Below are 17,526 nucleotides of genomic sequence, written 5' to 3' on the forward strand. Positions count from 1 at the left end.
CTGTCGTTTAACTCACTTCATACCGCAGCGCGGAATGCCGTGCTTACTTCTTGTCTTCTTTCACTTCTTCGAACTCGGCATCAACAGCGTCGTCCGCAGTAGCAGAAGCACCTTCCTGCTGAGCAGCGCCTTCAGCACCCGGCTGTTGCTGCTGAGCTTCAGCGTACATCTTCTGAACCAGACCGGAAGACGCTTCAGACAGAGCCTTGCTCTTCTCTTCGATAGCGTCTTTGTCGTCGCCTTTCAGAGCTTCTTCCAGCTCAGTCAGGGCAGCGTTGATTGCAGTCTTCTCTTCTTCTGTCGCTTTGTCGCCCGCTTCTTCCAGAGTCTTGCGGGTGGCGTGTACCAGGCCATCGCCAGTATTGCGTGCAGCAGCCAGTTCCTCGAACTTCTTGTCTTCTGCAGCGTTGGCTTCAGCGTCCTGTACCATTTGATCGATTTCATCATCGGACAGACCGGAAGACGCCTTGATCACGATGGACTGTTCTTTACCTGTCGCTTTATCCTTGGCGGATACGTTCAGGATACCGTTAGCGTCCAGATCGAAGCTTACTTCAATCTGTGGCATACCACGTGGAGCCGGTGGAATGTCGGACAGGTCGAAACGACCCAGAGACTTGTTCGCAGACGCCTGCTTGCGCTCACCCTGACATACGTGGATGGTTACTGCAGTCTGGTTGTCGTCAGCGGTAGAGAACACCTGAGACTTCTTGGTCGGGATGGTGGTGTTCTTGTCGATCAGAGGTGTCATTACGCCACCCATGGTTTCGATACCCAGAGTCAGCGGAGTAACGTCCAGCAGCAGAACGTCTTTTACATCACCGGCCAAAACTGCGCCCTGGATGGAAGCACCCATAGCCACCGCTTCGTCAGGGTTTACGTCCTTACGAGGCTCTTTGCCGAAGAACTCAGCCACTTTTTCCTGAACCATTGGCATACGGGTCTGACCGCCTACCAGAATCACTTCGTCGATGTCGGACAGATCCAGATCGGAATCCTTCATCGCGATGCGGCATGGCTCCAGAGAACGCTGAACCAGGTCTTCTACCAGAGATTCCAGCTTGGAACGGGTTACCTTAACGTTCAGGTGCTTAGGACCGGTTGCGTCAGCCGTGATGTATGGCAGGTTAACGTCGGTCTGCTGTGCGGAAGACAGTTCGATCTTCGCTTTTTCAGCTGCCTCTTTCAGGCGCTGCATCGCCAGAGGGTCGCCTTTCAGGTCGATACCCTGGTCTTTCTTGAATTCTTCTGCCAGATAGTCGATCAGACGCAGGTCGAAGTCTTCACCACCCAGGAACGTGTCACCGTTGGTAGCCAGTACTTCGAACTGATGCTCGCCGTCTACGTCGGCAATTTCAATGATGGATACGTCGAAAGTACCGCCACCCAGGTCGTAAACCGCGATGGTCTGGTCGCCTTTCCTCTTGTCCATGCCGTAAGCCAGCGCTGCAGCTGTAGGCTCGTTGATGATACGCTTAACTTCCAGACCGGCGATGCGACCAGCGTCTTTAGTGGCCTGACGCTGAGAGTCGTTGAAGTACGCTGGTACAGTGATTACCGCTTCAGTCACGGACTCACCCAGGTAGTCTTCAGCAGTTTTCTTCATCTTCTTCAGAATCTCAGCAGAAATCTGGGGCGGTGCTTTTTTGTCGCCCTTAACTTCTACCCACGCGTCGCCGTTGTCGGCTTCAACGATTTTGTAAGGTACCATCTCGATGTCTTTCTGAACGACGTTATCTTTGTAACGACGACCGATCAGACGCTTGATGGCAAACAGGGTGTTATCAGGGTTGGTAACGGCCTGACGCTTGGCTGGCTGACCTACCAGAATCTCGCCTTCATCCGCAAAAGCGATGATGGAAGGAGTGGTACGGCCGCCTTCAGCGTTTTCCAGAACCTTGGCTTTTTCGCCGTCCAGAATGGATACACAGGAGTTTGTTGTACCCAGGTCAATACCGATGATTTTACCCATGATGGTTATCTCCAGTGCTCTGAATTCAGAGCGTTAAATCTTTGAAAACTGTTTAAATCCGGTTTGCCATCTGCCGTTGTCATCCTGTGTGCTTTACCTGATCAGAGACCGGTAAAGCGTTTTGATGATCCGGAGGTCGATGGCCTTCGTTTTGCTATATGGGATCGCCCGATTTTTTTTCAAGTGTCCGATACAGACTTTTTTCAATTTTTTAAACCAGCTACTTTAAATAGCTGCTTTTTTTATTTGGAAACAACCACCATCGCCGGACGAACCAGGCGGTCATTCAGGGTGTAGCCTTTCTGGAAAACATCCATGACAGTATTGGGTTCCATATCAGGATTAGGCACCATAGACATGGCCTGATGGAAATTCGGGTCAAATGGCTGACCAGCCGGATCGACCTGTTTTACGCCTGATTTTTCCAGGGAAGACAGGAACTGCTTCAGGGTCAGGTTCATGCCTTCAATCAGACCTTCATGATTACCTTCCGCCTGTTCGGCACTTTCAATACCTTTCTCCAGACTGTCTACCACCGGAATCAGGGAGTCGACAAACTTCTCCAGGGCAAATTTGTGGGCTTTTTCAACATCCTGCTGAGAGCGGCGCTTGATATTCTGCATCTCTGCGTGGGCGCGCAGGGTCTGGTCTTTGGCCTGTGCCAGTTGTTCGGTCAGGGTTTCAACCTGCTGTTGCAGCTCGCTGTCCGCAGTCTGTTCTGCTTCATCACCAAGAGGTACACCACCTTCTTCGTTGAGCACGAACTCTTCTACTGTTTCATGTTCAGCCGCTACTGCTTCTTCAGCTACCTGTTCTTCAGGCTTACCGTTTTCAACTGTCATTCCGAATCTCCGGTTGGGAGTCAAATCTTTTACTGATGGGTTATATGGGGCTGGCTTTTGGGGTTTCAAGAGGAGGTGGAAAGTTTTTTGCAAGATGATTACAGACTGAAAGCCTGGCGATAAAGCAAAGCCTCTCCAAACTCAGACTGAGTTCTGGGAGGCTTGCCTTTCTAACGGTTACTCAGAATCGCTGTTTTCTTCTTCAGCTTTTTCGTAAAGTTCAGCGTAAGGTGTAAATGGATCACTTGTTGCACCGCGTGCATCAAAAAAACCTCCCCGAAAGGCGGAAGGGGCCCCTCTTGAAAGGCCAGCACTTCGGAAAGTTATATGAGAAGGTACATCACCTGCCACACTGGCAGGCCCGTAATAATAAGAACCTTGTCCATAGCTCACGAAATCACTAACCATTTGCCTGAGAAAGCTGTGCCAGGCGACATGTTTGGTTTTATGATTACCTGTTTCTTCATAGAAATCTAAAACGTTTAACTCACCAGTCTGCGTACTGACCCTACTAACAAGCTGATTGTTGTTATCGTATAAAGAAAGCGTCAATGCTGATTGCCTAAAGTTATCCGGATGAATCGCAGTTTCTGTAAAAACTCTATAAGCGGAGTGCCGGTTAAAGAATTTTCTCTCGCTTATTGCCCCCATATCAAAAAGATGATCATCCTCGGTGTGAGACCGCGATAACATTACGGCACTACCATCAGGCGACACTTCTGTAAAAGGGTAATATAGATAACTGGTTTGAAAACCTTCACGGTAATTAAGAATCAACATAGGTCTTCCCTTATTCCTGTGATGAGGATCCACATGATTCCTGATGCTGATCGATTGCAATGAAAGACCACTTTCCAGCATAGCTTTTTTTACTTTTTTAGAAAAAACACTGACGTTATCAGCAATCCAACTATCATAAGAAAACTCTCTACTTAGATCGCCAATAGAAACACCTGACTCCAGATTTTTTCTCAAGTCAAAAAAAACATCTGTATTATGAGCCGATTCAAGAATAGTGCTTACTTCAGTAATAATGGTTTTATAAGGACCGACATCAAGTCTTATGTTTCGACCAAGGTCAGTTAACTGCCCTATCTTCTCATTAACCTTATTAAGCAGTGGCCTGTATCCCGGATGTTGCCGCCCCATAGCTTTTAGTTTTTCTACCCATCCCTTTAATTCATCAATCTCTTTTAAGTAGCCTGTCAGCGGAACATTGAGTTGAATTTTTCCGACATCAGGTAAATCCTGAGCAACTTCACCACTACTATCTCCGGAACTTTTCTCAGGAGGAGCAGGCTGCGCTTTTAACAGATCCAGATGCTCTTTACTCGTCTTTTCTCGTATCAGTTGCAGCTTACTCGCCTGGATCCCTGAAGCAATCGGGACTTCTGAAATTTTTTGCATAAGCTCTTCCATGGTTAGCTTTCCTTCAGAAACAGCTTCATTCACCAGTTTTTGCATCTTTATCCTTTCTATCTGGCTTGACTTGAAAAACTGCGTCCACACACCAATAATCTTTTCGGCATCGTACTGTGCAAGCGCTTTGTAAGGTCCACTCGACGTACTTTCTTCAGATAAGCCAGTAGATCGAAAAGCCAGCTCTTTTTGTTCTGGTTTATCCTGGGCATCAGAGGGAGGCAGATATTTCAACGCCTCATTCCCTTTACTCTCTACATCGGTCTTTTCTCTCTGAAAACCCGCTCCCTGCAAAGGACTACCTGCTGAAGATGACATTGGATCCATGATTTTTTCCTTACGTAATAAGCTTTGTACCAGTAAGGAGTTAATAAAATAGAAAAAATTCATTTATTGTCAGGCAGGCCAACCAGACTGTTAGCAACCTTTAATCCTGAAAAACTTTTTCTCCAAGCCTTTACGCCGCAACGACTTCAGGTTACTGTATATATAAACAGTTATACTAAAGCAGCCTCCGGAAGCCGTTATGCTGACCCAACTGTCTATCAGCAACTTCGCCATCGTTGACCAACTTGACCTGGATATTGAATCCGGCATGACCGTTATTACCGGCGAAACCGGTGCGGGCAAATCCATTATGCTCGACGCCCTGGGGCTGGCTACTGGCGACCGTGCCGATCCGGAATGCGTACGTACGGGCGCTGACCGGGCTGAAATTCACGCATGCTTTGACCTGAATCACTGCCCGGATGCCATTAAATGGCTGGAAAACAAGGAACTGCTCAGCGACAACGAATGCATTTTACGCCGGGTCATAACAAAGGAAGGTCGTTCCAGAGCTTATATTAACGGCACCCCGTCTCCTCTCTCAGACCTGCGCGGCATTGGTGAGTTACTGGTCGACATTCATGGTCAGCACGAATCGCAATCCCTGCTAAAAAAGAACAGCCACCGCCTTTTGCTGGACGATTATGCCAATACCCGCAAACTGGCGACAGACGTTGCCTTTATCGCCCACCAGCACAATCGTTTGCAAACGGAACTGGACGAATTGCTCAGCAGCCAGCAGGAACAGCATGAGCGCGTGCAGCTGCTGACCTATCAACTGGAAGAGTTTGAACAACTATCGTTGCAGGAAGGGGAACTCACCGGGCTGGAAAAAGAGCTGCAACAACTCACCCATGCCGAAGCCACGTTGTCAGCCTGCCATCAAATCAACCATATCTGCTCCGACAGCGATGCAGGCAACCTGCTTCAGCAACTCACTCACTGCATGCATCTGCTCGGCGATCTTTCTGTTGACCATTTAGCCATTAACAGCACCATGGAGATGCTTTCATCGGCCCATATTCAGGTAGAAGAAGCCGTAGGCGAGCTGAACCACTTTATTGACCACTTTGACGCCGACCCTCAACGTATGCAGGAAGTGGATGAGCGACTCAGTGCCATATACGATCTGGCGCGAAAACACCGTGTTCAACCCGATGAACTGTTGGACAAACAACTATCACTTGCCACTGAACTGGAAAAAATACAGTTCAGCGATGAACACGCAGACGCCCTGCAAAGCAAACTGGACGAACTCAAACACAAGTATCAGACCAAGGCAGAAAAACTGTCTGAACGTCGTCAGAAAGCCTCCCGCAAACTGGAAAAGCAGGTGATTGCCCGCATGAGCCTGCTGGGAATGTCCCGGGGCCAGTTCAATGTCTCATTAACACCGCACGACACCAAAACCCTTTCATCACTGGGACAGGAAGACATTGAATTTCTGGTCACCACTAACCCCGGACAGCCTCCCCGCCCTCTGGCAAAAGTGGCATCCGGCGGCGAATTGTCCCGTATCAGTCTCGCAATACAAGTGATTACTGCGCAGACCTCCCGCATTCCCAGCATGGTGTTCGATGAAGTTGATGTCGGCATTGGTGGTGGAACCGCCGAGATTGTCGGTTCCATGCTGAGAGAACTGGGCGAAAAAAGCCAGGTGTTGTGCGTTACCCACCAGCCACAGGTAGCGTCACAGGGGCATCAACATCTGTTTGTCAGTAAGAAGCACAGCAAATCCGCTTCCAGCACTCGTATCGCCAACCTTAACGGTGACCACCGTATCAACGAGATAGCCCGAATGCTGGGCGGGGTGGAAATCACTCGCTCCACACTGGTTCATGCCGAAGAGATGCTTGGCTTGCCAGCTTTATAACTTGGCTTGCCAGCTTTATAAAGAGGCGTAACCGTTTATAAAGCGACGCACCAGCCTGAAATCATGGGCGCAAATCCAGCACATCATAACCTTTACCCGCCAGACAGCGGCGAAGCACATAAGCCTGATCCTGAGTCGCTTTTGCTGCACCGCCTGCCGCACCACCCGCAGCACCGGCAGTACCACCTGCAATACCACCTATGGCAGCACCTTCCGCTACTCCGCCGTCGATCAAACCAATCGCGGCTCCAGACACGGCTCCGGATACAGCACCCAGCACACCCGCATTCACGGCCCCCGTTCTGGCAGCCTCTCCTTTATCGACCTGAGCAGCATACTGCTGACACTCAGCAAAATCCTGCTGATACTCAGCTTCTGTTTTGTCATGAGGACCAACCACAGGGGCTGAGTTGTAGGCACAGGCTGCCAGCAAAGGAAAAGCCATAAGGGCTGTTATTTTTTTCATACTACTTTACATCTCTATAAGCAGAAGCAAGAACAGTTTTTTTGACAACCCGTTCAGGATTTTCAAAATGGGTAAAACGTACAAAAAACCGCCTGTCCAATAAAGAAAAAAGTATAAAATCACACTGCCAGTCAGCATTCATTCATATTAAATGCTCTTTATGTGCGCAAAAAAAACCAGCAAAAAGCCGGTTTCTTTCAATACTCACACATTACTGGAAACGCTGTATGACTCTGCCCTGCTCCGCGGTCAGCGCCTGTTGAGCTGTGGCTTAATCAGGACTTTTCCTTAGGTTTTACATAAAGCACAAGATTGTGATCCACAATCTCATAGCCATGCTGGTCGGCAATCTCTTTCTGCCGGCGTTCAATTTCTTCATCAATAAATTCGATGATCTCTCCGCTTTCCATACACACCATGTGGTCATGGTGCTCTCCGCGGGCCAGCTCAAACACGGAGTGTCCGCTGTCGAAGTTATGCCGCACCACCAGGCCAGCACCTTCAAACTGGGTTAATACCCGATAGACCGTAGCAAGGCCTACATCCTCTTCTGCCTCCAGCAAAGCCTTGTAGACATCTTCGGCACTCATATGAAGACCCTTGGAGCCTTCCAGGATCTGCAGGATTTTAACTCGCGGAAGCGTTACTTTCAGACCCGCTTTGCGCAATTCTTGATTTTCCAACACGTTTCCCTAACCTTTAACAGGTGAACCCTGCTATTATCACATTTTCGTGTAAGTATTTCATTTTGTGCAAGAAGATAGTGGAAGTCTGATACCGATGCAAAAAACTCCGGCTCTGACCGCAGCACTCCTATCTGCCGCTCTTCTGGCAGGATGCGCCAGCTCCACAGACAGCGGCTCCAGGCTGATTAGCTTTCCAGGTGCCTACAAAATCGACATTCAGCAAGGCACAGTGATCACCCAGGAAATGGTGGATCAGCTGCGTCCCGGCATGACCCGCAATCAGGTCCAGTTCGTTATGGGCTCTCCCCTGCTGGAAGATGCCTTTAACCGGGATCGCTGGGATTATGTCTACAGCATGCAGCCCGGAGGTGAAAAGCGTACTCAGCAGACCGTGACCATCTTCTTTAAAGAAGATCAGCTGGTGTCTGTTACAGGCGACCTTCGCCCTACACCTCAATAAGCTATTTCAGCAGGATTTCCTGCTCCAGCGCAGTCGCTGCCTAAAAGCTACCCTACAGAAGAATCAGGCGGAAGCCTCTTTCTTCTGTTTTGCCTCAGCCGCACGGCGCTTTCGCACCTCTTTCGGGTCAGCAATCAAAGCACGATAGATTTCTATCCGGTCTCCTTCACGAACAGCCTGTTCGGCCGGCTTCGGAACAGCCTTGCCAAAAAGCCCCAGTTTCGGGGCATCAAGATCTACCTCCGGAAAGAATGACTGAATCCCGGATTGTCTCACCGCTTCCAGCAGACTGGTTCCTTCTTCGACCTGAATGTGCAGGATTTTCTGTTCGTAAGGTTTGGCATACGCCACTTCTACCCGGATTCGGGCCTTAGAGTTTTCACCGGTCATTATGCAGAACCTTTATCCGCTCCATACAACTGATCAGCACGCAGGCAGAACGCTTCTACCATTTTGTTCATAGCCTGCCCGAACACACCACCAACGGTTGCCTGCAGAACAGGGTTAGACAGTTCAAACTCCAGGTCCAGAGACACCTTACAACCATCATCCCCCAGAGCCTTAAATGTCCAGACGCCCTGAAGGTGAGAGAAAGGGCCTCTCAACAACTGCATTTCTATAGACTCATTCCGGTTCATTCGGTTCCGTGTAGCAAACTCGTAACCAAAACCACCCTTAGCAAGACTCAGTGATGCATCAATCACATTCCCTTCAGAGGAGAGAATTTTAGCATTCTGACACCAGGGCAAAAACTCGGAATAAGACTCCACATCCGCGACCAGGTCATACATCTGTTCCGCAGAGTGCATAATCAGTGCAGAACGAGACACCTTAGACATAGCTTTCCTCATGCCATCAGCTGATTAAATAAACAAAGGCCGGATAGAATAACCCAATCCGGCCTTTCGAGAACAGTAACATTAGTGCTAGTCCTGGCAGACTAACCCCTGCTGCCCTGCTATGTCAGTGTAGAGCTATGTCAGTGCAGAGATCAGCACCAGCAGTACACTGGCAGGCACAACGATTCGAATCAATGCCAGCCAGACGTTGAACATTCCAGTATCCATAGACAGTTCGTTCGCCAGTACAGAGCGCTTCATAACCCAGCCCGCAAAGATCGCTGTCAGCGCACCACCCAGAGGCAGCAGAATCAGGTCAGTCGCATCCGCAAACAGATCAAAGAAGCCACGCCCCAAAATCTTCACTTCCGCCCAGTGGTTGAAGGACAGAACGTTAGCCAGACCTACGAACCACACCAGACCACCAATCAGGATCGTAGCGGTTGCACGACTCATGGAGAAACGCTCAGTCACCCAGGCCAGGCTTGGTTCAATCAGGGAAATAGCAGAACTCAGCGCCGCAATACCTACCAGGGCAAAGAAAATAAAGCCGACCAGAGAACCGCCGGACATGCTGGCGAAGGCTGAAGTCAGGGATACAAACAGCAGACCCGGACCCGCAGAAGGCTCCATGCCGTGAGCGTAAACAATCGGGAATACGATCAGACCGGAAATGATCGCCATCAGCGTATCCAGAAACGCTACATTCAAAGCGGTACGGGGGATGGAGTTATTCGCTGGCATGTACGCACCGTAAGCCATCAGAGCACACATACCCAGACTCAGGGTGAAGAACGCCTGACCCATCGCAGCCACCACCGCTTCACCGGTCAGGTTGCTGAGATTGAAATCAAACATAAAGTGGAAGCCACGCATGAACTCGCCAGTGGCAAGCATGCTGTAGCCCAGCATCACAATCAACAGCAGGAACAGGGTTGGCATCATCACCTGCAGGCCTTTCTCCAGACCTTTGTGAATACCACGAGCGGTCACAAAGATAGTGATGCCCATAAAGACCGTGTGCCAGAAAGTCTGGCGGGAAGCAGACATCACCAGGCCGTCAAACTCGGAACCGACTTCAGCAGGTGACATGCCGGCAAAATGACCAGTCAGCAGTTCAAAGGCATAAGACAGGGACCAGCCAGCAATTACGCTGTAGAACGTCAGGATAACAAAGCCGGTCAGCATACCCATCCAGGCAATACCGTTCCAGGCACGACTAATGCCCAGGTCACTGGTCAGTTTGCGCATAGCGTTCAGCGGACTCAGTCGCGTGCTACGACCAATAGCGGCTTCTGCCATCAGCAGCGGAACACCGATCATGACAATAAATAGCATATACATCAGGACGAATGCGCCACCACCATACTGACCAGCGATGTAGGGGAATTTCCAGATATTACCCAGACCAATAGCAGAGCCAGCGGCTGCCAGAATGAAGGTCCAGCGACTATTCCATGTGTTTTTCGACGCAGTCGGATTTTGTCCTGACATGAGATTCCTCAAAAACGTACAGCATTTATCGTCTTTTTTTGAATGGTATCGCCCCGAACCGGGCCTGAAAGGAAGTCACTATCTGTTCTTTTGACAAGCAGCCTGTTGGCAGAGAGTGGGAAACTTTTCAAATTGTGCATTTTTCAAACTGCACACAGTATGAACACGAGGCGAGTGTCGCATTCTATCGGTTTACACGTAACGCACAACACTTTTATCTGCATAGTTTGTAAAAAAGTGTATTTTTTGCAGACATTTCTAAGAAAAACACGAAATTCAACTCTACACGAACACAAAACAACAACATTGACTCACGCAACTGGTTTTATCAGTAAGTAACGTTATAATCCGCCCATGGCTAAGAAATCGAAAAAGGGCGGTAAGAGCGACTCCTCTATCGTCGTCAACAAAAAAGCTCGCCACGATTATCATCTGGATGAATCGTTTGAGGCGGGTCTCTCTCTCGCAGGCTGGGAAGTCAAAAGTCTCCGGCAGGGTAAAGTACAGCTGGTCGACAGTTATGTATTGCTGAAAGACGGCGAAGCCTGGTTAATTGGTGCCCAGATCACACCGTTGAACACAGCGTCCACACATGTGATTGCCGACCCACTACGCGACCGGAAACTACTGCTGAACAAACGCGAGCTGGCAAAACTGTTCGCTGAAACCCAGCAAAAAGGTTACACCTGTGTAGCCGTAAAACTGTACTGGAAACAACATCTGATCAAATGCCAGATTGCCCTGGCACGAGGCAAGAAAGAGTTCGACAAACGCGCTGCCAGCAAAGAGCGTGAGTGGAACATCGAAAAACAGCGAGTCATGCATCGCGGCTAAACCTCCTGCCCACAAAAAAACCACTCACCGCCGTAAAGCCTGAGTGGTTTTTTTTAAAGTCCCCTACATCACCGCTTGCGCAAATTATTCAACCTGTTCTGCAATTCAACAAACCCTGACTTGTTCATGGTAACTTTGGATGAAATCGCTTTTCGACGGGAACTGTCAGGAACCATCTTTTTCAGATGCGCTTCAGTAATCAGATCAGCCTGCTCAGGATCTTTTGAAACTTTCACCAACATACTCACACAGCGATCTTTGAGCAGAGACAGTTCCAGGCTCGAAATTTCGCCTTTAATAGCTTTGGTCGTCAAGGCATTCCAGGTTTCCAGCAGATCCTTTGTCTTAGTGATATTACCGATATAGTCCGACAAACCACGGGCAGATGAAGGCAATATGGTTGCTTTCGTATCTGCTTTCATCATGCCTGATGAACGACTATTGCCTTTTGGTTCACCCGATGGTGGCGAAGGAAGATTCGCTAAATCCTGTTCCAGCTTTTTTTGACGGGCATCGTTTTGTCGACGCATCTGTTTCAAAGCGGCAGGCTCATCCATTGTTTTTTTCTGAGCCTGAGTCTGACGCGCCCCGGGACGAGGCAGTCCGGGAGAGGCTTGCCTCTGAGGCAAAGCCCCCACCCTTCTTTTATTCAACGGTGAAACCTTAAACGCTCTTCGGTTGAACCCTGCCCTGACAACAGGCTTACCCGCTAAAGCAGAAACATTACGATGCTGAAACCTATCAGTAGCCTTTCTGCCCGTTTTACCAGCCTTATCATTAGTCGTCTGTGGCTGAAAATTTGAAGTTCCTGTGTTTCCGACGCCGCCTGCCTGTGACATAAATGAACTCCTGTACCAAATTCAATTAAGTATACAAAAGCAACACACCGCTGAAATTCTGTACTACTAAAGCACTATTTATGCCGCATTTATATAGCAATTAGAAATTACCTATTGACTTATACCCTACAAAATAGAATAAACTGGCGACAGGTTTTTCCGGGGGCGATTAGGATTCGACGACGGTTACAAAACCTTAGGTGCATGTCGAGCGCGTAGCTGCTCTCGTTAAACCATTAGCTACAACCTTTTAGTTGCAAACGAAGACAACTACTCCGGAGCTCTGCTGGCAGCTTAAACCCTGCCCACTCCCGATCACTCTGGCTTGCCTGTTGGCTGGTACTGATCGCAAATGCAAACGGGATCGCCATGAAGTATGCCTGAGGCGGATTGGTTAAAACTATTCAGGATCGCGTAGTGTCACCCTGACCGTTGGGTCGTTCTGCGTTAACCTAAAGACGGAATCTAAGCATGTAGAGCCGAGGGCGGAGAATCGGCGGACGCGGGTTCAAATCCCGCCGCCTCCACCAACACATCATTATAAATCAATAACTTATAATGGTACGTTAGTAAGAAAGTGGCATTTAAATGCCTACTTTTAGCATTAGAAAGACAGCATTTTTGACAGCTTTCTTTTAATGCCATCCCGGATAATGGGGAGTAGCGTTCAGCACTACTCCCCATTTTTCATTCCCTTACAGATACTGATGAACACCTGCAAAGACAGTTCTTCCAATGACGTCAGTCGTCTGATATCCCGCACTCTTTCAAGTTTCTCTGTCATGAAAGCCGCCTGTCTGTACACTTTTTCATTTCTGTCAGCAGCACCCACCAGGGGCTTGTTAACAGGTACCTCGTTAGCCTCATCCATACATGTCATTATTTTCCCCTCAACCCAAGCACTGTACATTTAACCAGTATTTTGAGCATTATTCACCTGTATTTTCTCTGCTTGCCAATGTCTCATATTTTTCAAATCTGGCTACTCAACAGATTTCCACTCACTCTGCCACCAGCTCGCGCTGAAAGAAGACCTGAAATCAATAATTTTCATTCTCCACACTTTTCCAATAATGCAAGCCCATCTTCTTGAAGCATGATTGAACCTTGCCACCTAACACACTTTCCAAATCATGCAACTGCCCAAACAGGTCTTATTTTCCAGACTTCCCTGCCCATCTGGTTCTAAAGGTTTTTTGGGAAAGCCTGATTTACTTTTTACAGACAAGCCGATCCCGCCGCCTTAACAGAAAAATATTGGTTTTTATTAATTGGTTCTCAGCTACCCTTGACGATTGTCTGGTCTATGCGCCAGACTGGCTCCCATCACCTGCAAGTGCTGATAACACTACTCAGGTGGGAGCCATCCCAGCAGGACAAACGGCTTTTATGCCGGGCGTCCACGGATAGAAAACCGAAAACGGTGGGTTAAGCCGTGCCTTATGGCGGGAAGCAGTGGGGAGTGCTGAGTACTCTTATCAACGTTCCCGGCACCACTTTCTAACCAGCTCTGTTCCCAGAGCTGAGGCTCCATTGAATACGATATGGACTTCGAAACCGCACCTGTAAAAAGGCTGCGGTTTTTTCGTTTCTGGAACATACGACACCTGTATTTGTTTTTGATTCGCCAGTGTCGCGAGGCCTGCGCGTAGTTACAGTGTGTCAACAAAGGAACGGATAAATATTGATGTAAGTCAATTTCAAAATCGTAGTTGCGAGGGTCGCAACTTTGTCAAAAAAACTGACTCAGATCATAAGAAAACGGCTAATTGTCCATTGACAAGACCATATTCCTAAAAAGAACAGTTGGGGGTGGAGCCATGTATGTACAAAAAGTTTCCACTATCACTGAGAGTTATAATCAGACAGCGGAATTGGGATGATCAGGATTTAGCTGAGGAGGTAGGTGTGGATAAGTCAACAGTGTCACGGTGGTTGAGCGGGGAGCAGGAACCCAAGAACCTGACTGAGCTGGTTAACCTGGCTGATCGGCTGGGTATTACGACTGATGAGCTGTTAGGACGGAAGCCGACGATTGACGCAGAACTGGAACAACTGATCACGCAGTTGCCTGAAGATATTCAGCAGTATGAAAGGCGGCGGGTTGAAGCGACTCGAAAGCGCCTCAAGAGACTGCTGGAAGATTACCGAAAGACTTGAGGAATCGGCCGGGCAAGGAGGCCAATGAAGACTCAACAAAACTTCGCTGGCTGGGCGGCAGCCCTGTATGGAATAATCAACCGTAAAAATACAAAAACAATGAGCGTCAAATATGGTTGTTTCGAAGGTAGCAAACTGGGCAAGGTCGAAGCCTGTTATCAAAAAAACACTGCGACCGTTTTATAACGGCTATTGGCGCTACAAGACGGCTAAAGACCTAACAAAGCGCCCTTCTGGTGAAACCTTCCTTTATACCGATGAGAGAGAAGAACCCTATTTATCAGACCTAAAAAGCCAATTGTGTACAGTGAGTCAATGTGTAGACCCTGTTTATGCGCAGTGGTGCAAGGTTATGAAAACTCCACCAACCCTATCAAGGAAAAAATGGGAATATGTTTATATTCTTGAAGCGTTAAAACAAAATGGAAAACTAACTACAGGGACAAAAGGCCTGGGCTTCGGCTGTGGTAAAGAGCCATTAGCCGCGATTATGGCAGAACATGGCTGCTCAGTTTTAGCTACTGATCTTCCAAAAGCAGAATCTGCAGCTAAAGGCTGGATCGATACGAGCCAGCACTCAAGCAACATGGATGAGTTACGGTTTGCTGAAATATGTGATGAAAAGGTCTTTCAAAAAAACGTTAGGTTTCAGCCCGTCAATATGAATGATATACCCGACAATTTGACCGGATTTGATTTTGTCTGGTCAGCGTGTGCTCTGGAGCATCTGGGTTCTCTACAGCATGGGCTAGACTTTATCGAAAGATCGATGAAATGTTTATCTGCAGGTGGCGTCTCTGTTCATACAACAGAATTTAACTTGAGTTCAAATGACGACACCTTTGAAACTGAAGTTTGCTCAATATATCGTAGGCAAGATATAGAATTATTAAAAGACAGGCTGACATCTCTTGGTTATCGTGTTTCTGAATTGAACTTCAATCCGGGGGCTCACCCAGTAGACCGCCATATAGACCTGCCTCCGTATGCTGCATCACCACACCTGAAGCTAAAACTGGAAGGATTTATAACGACTTCAATGGGACTCATCATCCATAAACCGTTCTGACTTTTTATGTAGCAGGCCGCTTAACACCCTCAGGCCACTGCGGCCTCCAGCTTTTATCTGGATATTTTGGGTGCTCTTCTCGTTGAGGATTGCGCAGCTTTGCCCGGTAATCCAATATTGCCGCCTGCCCTTCTTTGGAGATCGGAAAGTCTATCAGTAGGCAGTCGCGACTAATAACCAGCTCTTGCATCGCCCAGGCACGTTCAACTGCATACAGGTGTTCCCGCTCCTTCTTCTTGTTGCGTATCCAGCCACTTTTTGTGTCGTTCCACTCATCAAATTCTTCGGGCTGCTGATCAGTATGAGTGTCAGGGATTGAGCCAAGTTCTTTTATTTCCAGCTTTGATTTATCGGTTTTGTTATAGGCGGTTTTGCCACGATGATCCTCTTTATACACCCATAAACCGTTTGACCAGACAGATTTAAAACCCTCTTTCTCAGGCAACGGCTCATCTGGCACCGCATTTTCCAACGGGTAATATTTACCAGGATTTAGAGGGTCTTTGTTTAGTGATACAGGGTGGAGATACTCGCCTGTTTTTTCGCTGTAACGGTACCATTCCATGATTTACACTCCTACGCCGTGATAGAGGCCGACTAAGACTGTGTGAGATTTAGGCCGGTTTTCGGGTGCTGTTGGAACAACACGAGATGCCATAAAGTTAACCCATTGTTCCCAGCCTTGGTTCGGTCCAGAGCCTGACTGTACATACGAACCGTATGTATTTCTAAACGCACCGTTTGCTGGTGTTTTGTCTATAGGATCATACGAAGGCCAGCCACCTGTTATTTCTCTGATAGCGTCATCTTCATAGACTCCCACAACGCGACCCGACGAACCCTTACCCCGCCTGAAATGCGGCATATCCTGAACAATAAAATCATCACCATCCTGATGAATAAACTTACCAAGACACTTATCTCGCAATTCCTGATAAGCAGGTTCAAGCATTCCGCCGATGACTCGAGTATTATTCATGATGAAGAAGCCCGCCGGTACTTCATCAAAACCGAATTCAACAATTTCACCAACGATTCTTCCTGCGCCTTTTGTTGGTACATCCAGATTCTGCCGTGTCTTCGCAGCATTAGCCGGCTTAAACCCCCCGTCCTTCTCATAATAAAACTCTTTCCTGTCTCCCCAGCCACCCTGCAGGTTAGTTCGAACAACCACTTCATTATCAGACGACAAATGCAGTACTTCACTGCTATGACTCACATTGGCAGCCGTCTGCGCCCGGGACTCACCAGAGCCGATAATCACTGCATCGTCAGCACCAAAGCTAATGCCGCCGTTTTTAGTATGTCGCTCCAGCACCGGTTTACCATCGAGTTTGATAATAACACCGGTATCGGGTGTGTAGTTGAGCGAACCAGACAAATCACTACCCGACTTTGGCATAGCCGCATTAGCGGTATTGTTGGCCGTAGTTGCCAGTGTGTAAGCTTCATCACCCCGGTTATAAGCCGTCCGTACTGAGTTGGGCGATGCAGCATAGCCCTTACTGGTACTGGTCACGCTGTCGAGTATCTGCAGTATGCCTTTTGCTGATGTGGTGCCGGTGGGAAGGTCTGAAGCGCCGTGATCGTGAACCGACTGGGCGAACGCTGCTGGTAGTTTGCCGCCCAGCTTTTGCGAATCTGCCGCCTGTTCCGTCTTGCCCAGTTTGTTCTGGTTGAGTGTGTAAACGGCAGAACTCAGGGCATAGCTTTTGTTGTTGTTCAGGGTGATGGAGCTGGACGCCGTATAGTTGGCGACGTTTGGCAAGCCTACATCAGCTTGTGTGGTTCCCCTGGCACGTAGCCCTGAGTAGTCGCCAGTTTGTAGCGCGTAACTGCCAGCATCAATACCGCCCAACTGGGCTGAATCAGCGGCAACAGCACTTTTATCCAGCTTCTTATCTTCCAGGTCCTTAGCAGCCTTAGCGGTGCTGAACTTGGAAGGGCTGCCATCGGTCAGGCTGGATGTCGATGAGAAGTTATCGACCAGGGGCAAACCGACAGCCGCCTTGTCAGGCTGGTTACTGGTGTCGTAGAACTCAATCCAGCCGGTGTTCTGGGCGTTCCTGCGATTCAGCATCCAGGGTGATGCCGATGTGTCGAGCCACAGCATACCGGCCTGTGGGTTCGGTGGTTCATTACTGCCAGCATTGCAAGTAGCCAGCGCCGCAAAAATGGTGTTCATCTCCGACCGGGTAGGCGCGCCGGGTTGGTTCTCAATATAAAAGTCGTCAGTGACGGCCATG

General features: G+C 48.7%; 17 protein-coding genes and 1 other RNA gene. 6 read left to right on the plus strand and 12 right to left on the minus strand.

Annotated features, from left to right (window positions below):
• Window positions 1-43: 43 nt before the first annotated feature.
• The 3 genes from dnaK to V5J35_RS08480 form a co-directional block, all read right to left on the minus strand.
• Entirely contained in the window at window positions 44-1,972 is a 1,929-nt protein-coding gene (gene dnaK / locus V5J35_RS08470; RefSeq protein ID WP_354010831.1) for a molecular chaperone DnaK, read from the minus strand.
• A 242-nt stretch (window positions 1,973-2,214) separates the two neighbouring features.
• Window positions 2,215-2,814 carry a nucleotide exchange factor GrpE gene (gene grpE / locus V5J35_RS08475; RefSeq protein WP_354010832.1) on the minus strand — a complete coding sequence of 200 codons (600 nt, stop codon included), beginning with the start codon at window positions 2,812-2,814 and terminating at the stop codon, window positions 2,215-2,217.
• A 177-nt stretch (window positions 2,815-2,991) separates the two neighbouring features.
• Entirely contained in the window at window positions 2,992-4,560 is a 1,569-nt protein-coding gene (locus V5J35_RS08480; RefSeq protein WP_354010833.1) for a hypothetical protein, read from the minus strand.
• Between the two features lie 199 nt (window positions 4,561-4,759).
• Between V5J35_RS08480 and recN the strand changes: the two genes are divergently transcribed.
• Entirely contained in the window at window positions 4,760-6,433 is a 1,674-nt protein-coding gene (gene recN / locus V5J35_RS08485) for a DNA repair protein RecN (protein WP_354010834.1), read from the plus strand.
• Window positions 6,434-6,494: 61 nt separating this feature from the next.
• Here recN and V5J35_RS08490 read toward each other — a convergent pair whose 3' ends face one another.
• Together V5J35_RS08490 and fur are read right to left on the minus strand one after the other, a co-directional pair.
• The gene (locus V5J35_RS08490) at window positions 6,495-6,899 is read right to left on the minus strand and encodes a glycine zipper family protein (RefSeq protein ID WP_354010835.1); all 405 of its coding nucleotides are present in this window, start codon (window positions 6,897-6,899) and stop codon (window positions 6,495-6,497) included.
• A 275-nt stretch (window positions 6,900-7,174) separates the two neighbouring features.
• On the minus strand, window positions 7,175-7,582 hold the full coding sequence (gene fur / locus V5J35_RS08495; RefSeq protein ID WP_354011379.1) for a ferric iron uptake transcriptional regulator: 408 nt from the start codon (window positions 7,580-7,582) through the stop codon (window positions 7,175-7,177).
• A gap of 97 nt (window positions 7,583-7,679) precedes the next feature.
• Between fur and V5J35_RS08500 the strand changes: the two genes are divergently transcribed.
• Window positions 7,680-8,045 carry an outer membrane protein assembly factor BamE gene (locus V5J35_RS08500; protein WP_354010836.1) on the plus strand — a complete coding sequence of 122 codons (366 nt, stop codon included), beginning with the start codon at window positions 7,680-7,682 and terminating at the stop codon, window positions 8,043-8,045.
• Window positions 8,046-8,108: 63 nt separating this feature from the next.
• On the opposite strand, the gene V5J35_RS08505 is transcribed toward V5J35_RS08500, so the two are convergent.
• From V5J35_RS08505 to V5J35_RS08515, 3 genes are all read right to left on the minus strand, one after another.
• Window positions 8,109-8,435 (minus strand): RnfH family protein, encoded by a 327-nt coding sequence (locus V5J35_RS08505; RefSeq protein ID WP_354010837.1) that lies wholly within the window; start codon window positions 8,433-8,435, stop codon window positions 8,109-8,111.
• Entirely contained in the window at window positions 8,435-8,884 is a 450-nt protein-coding gene (locus tag V5J35_RS08510) for a type II toxin-antitoxin system RatA family toxin (protein WP_354010838.1), read from the minus strand. The genes V5J35_RS08505 and V5J35_RS08510 overlap by 1 nt, the downstream gene beginning before the upstream one ends.
• 135 nt (window positions 8,885-9,019) lie before the next feature.
• Complete coding sequence (locus V5J35_RS08515; RefSeq protein WP_354010839.1) at window positions 9,020-10,378, minus strand: sodium-dependent transporter; 1,359 nt, start codon at window positions 10,376-10,378, stop codon at window positions 9,020-9,022.
• A 354-nt stretch (window positions 10,379-10,732) separates the two neighbouring features.
• On the opposite strand from V5J35_RS08515, the gene smpB reads away from it, so the two are divergent.
• Window positions 10,733-11,212, plus strand: a complete 480-nt coding sequence (gene smpB, locus V5J35_RS08520; RefSeq protein ID WP_354010840.1) for an SsrA-binding protein SmpB — start codon at window positions 10,733-10,735, stop codon at window positions 11,210-11,212.
• A gap of 68 nt (window positions 11,213-11,280) precedes the next feature.
• On the opposite strand, the gene V5J35_RS08525 is transcribed toward smpB, so the two are convergent.
• Window positions 11,281-12,051, minus strand: a complete 771-nt coding sequence (locus V5J35_RS08525; protein WP_354010841.1) for a hypothetical protein — start codon at window positions 12,049-12,051, stop codon at window positions 11,281-11,283.
• A 161-nt stretch (window positions 12,052-12,212) separates the two neighbouring features.
• Between V5J35_RS08525 and ssrA the strand changes: the two genes are divergently transcribed.
• Window positions 12,213-12,581, plus strand: a transfer-messenger RNA (tmRNA) gene (ssrA, locus tag V5J35_RS08530).
• Between the two features lie 143 nt (window positions 12,582-12,724).
• On the opposite strand, the gene V5J35_RS08535 is transcribed toward ssrA, so the two are convergent.
• Entirely contained in the window at window positions 12,725-12,931 is a 207-nt protein-coding gene (locus tag V5J35_RS08535; protein ID WP_354010842.1) for a hypothetical protein, read from the minus strand.
• Window positions 12,932-13,875: 944 nt separating this feature from the next.
• On the opposite strand from V5J35_RS08535, the gene V5J35_RS08540 reads away from it, so the two are divergent.
• Complete coding sequence (locus tag V5J35_RS08540) at window positions 13,876-14,211, plus strand: helix-turn-helix domain-containing protein (protein ID WP_354010843.1); 336 nt, start codon at window positions 13,876-13,878, stop codon at window positions 14,209-14,211.
• A 112-nt stretch (window positions 14,212-14,323) separates the two neighbouring features.
• The gene (locus V5J35_RS08545) at window positions 14,324-15,280 is read left to right on the plus strand and encodes a class I SAM-dependent methyltransferase (protein WP_354010844.1); all 957 of its coding nucleotides are present in this window, start codon (window positions 14,324-14,326) and stop codon (window positions 15,278-15,280) included.
• A gap of 4 nt (window positions 15,281-15,284) precedes the next feature.
• On the opposite strand, the gene V5J35_RS08550 is transcribed toward V5J35_RS08545, so the two are convergent.
• Both V5J35_RS08550 and V5J35_RS08555 read right to left on the minus strand, forming a co-directional pair.
• Window positions 15,285-15,845, minus strand: a complete 561-nt coding sequence (locus V5J35_RS08550; protein WP_354010845.1) for a hypothetical protein — start codon at window positions 15,843-15,845, stop codon at window positions 15,285-15,287.
• A 3-nt stretch (window positions 15,846-15,848) separates the two neighbouring features.
• The gene (locus V5J35_RS08555) at window positions 15,849-17,525 is read right to left on the minus strand and encodes a phage tail protein (RefSeq protein ID WP_354010846.1); all 1,677 of its coding nucleotides are present in this window, start codon (window positions 17,523-17,525) and stop codon (window positions 15,849-15,851) included.
• Window position 17,526 lies beyond the last annotated feature (1 nt).

Source organism: Endozoicomonas sp. NE40 (genome assembly GCF_040549045.1).
GTDB classification, from domain to species: Bacteria; Pseudomonadota; Gammaproteobacteria; order Pseudomonadales; family Endozoicomonadaceae; genus Endozoicomonas_A; species Endozoicomonas_A lisbonensis.

Coding starts and splice junctions, on each gene's coding strand:
- V5J35_RS08490 (WP_354010835.1), bottom strand. CDS start 6,899: ATGAAAAAAATAACAGCCCTTATGGCTTTTCCTTTGCTGGCAGCCTGT.
- recN (WP_354010834.1), top strand. CDS start 4,760: ATGCTGACCCAACTGTCTATCAGCAACTTCGCCATCGTTGACCAACTT.
- V5J35_RS08480 (WP_354010833.1), bottom strand. CDS start 4,560: ATGGATCCAATGTCATCTTCAGCAGGTAGTCCTTTGCAGGGAGCGGGT.
- V5J35_RS08505 (WP_354010837.1), bottom strand. CDS start 8,435: ATGACCGGTGAAAACTCTAAGGCCCGAATCCGGGTAGAAGTGGCGTAT.
- V5J35_RS08555 (WP_354010846.1), bottom strand. CDS start 17,525: ATGGCCGTCACTGACGACTTTTATATTGAGAACCAACCCGGCGCGCCT.
- V5J35_RS08540 (WP_354010843.1), top strand. CDS start 13,876: ATGTACAAAAAGTTTCCACTATCACTGAGAGTTATAATCAGACAGCGG.
- V5J35_RS08515 (WP_354010839.1), bottom strand. CDS start 10,378: ATGTCAGGACAAAATCCGACTGCGTCGAAAAACACATGGAATAGTCGC.
- V5J35_RS08525 (WP_354010841.1), bottom strand. CDS start 12,051: ATGTCACAGGCAGGCGGCGTCGGAAACACAGGAACTTCAAATTTTCAG.
- dnaK (WP_354010831.1), bottom strand. CDS start 1,972: ATGGGTAAAATCATCGGTATTGACCTGGGTACAACAAACTCCTGTGTA.
- V5J35_RS08550 (WP_354010845.1), bottom strand. CDS start 15,845: ATGGAATGGTACCGTTACAGCGAAAAAACAGGCGAGTATCTCCACCCT.
- V5J35_RS08545 (WP_354010844.1), top strand. CDS start 14,324: ATGGTTGTTTCGAAGGTAGCAAACTGGGCAAGGTCGAAGCCTGTTATC.
- V5J35_RS08535 (WP_354010842.1), bottom strand. CDS start 12,931: ATGACATGTATGGATGAGGCTAACGAGGTACCTGTTAACAAGCCCCTG.
- grpE (WP_354010832.1), bottom strand. CDS start 2,814: ATGACAGTTGAAAACGGTAAGCCTGAAGAACAGGTAGCTGAAGAAGCA.
- V5J35_RS08500 (WP_354010836.1), top strand. CDS start 7,680: ATGCAAAAAACTCCGGCTCTGACCGCAGCACTCCTATCTGCCGCTCTT.
- V5J35_RS08510 (WP_354010838.1), bottom strand. CDS start 8,884: ATGTCTAAGGTGTCTCGTTCTGCACTGATTATGCACTCTGCGGAACAG.
- smpB (WP_354010840.1), top strand. CDS start 10,733: ATGGCTAAGAAATCGAAAAAGGGCGGTAAGAGCGACTCCTCTATCGTC.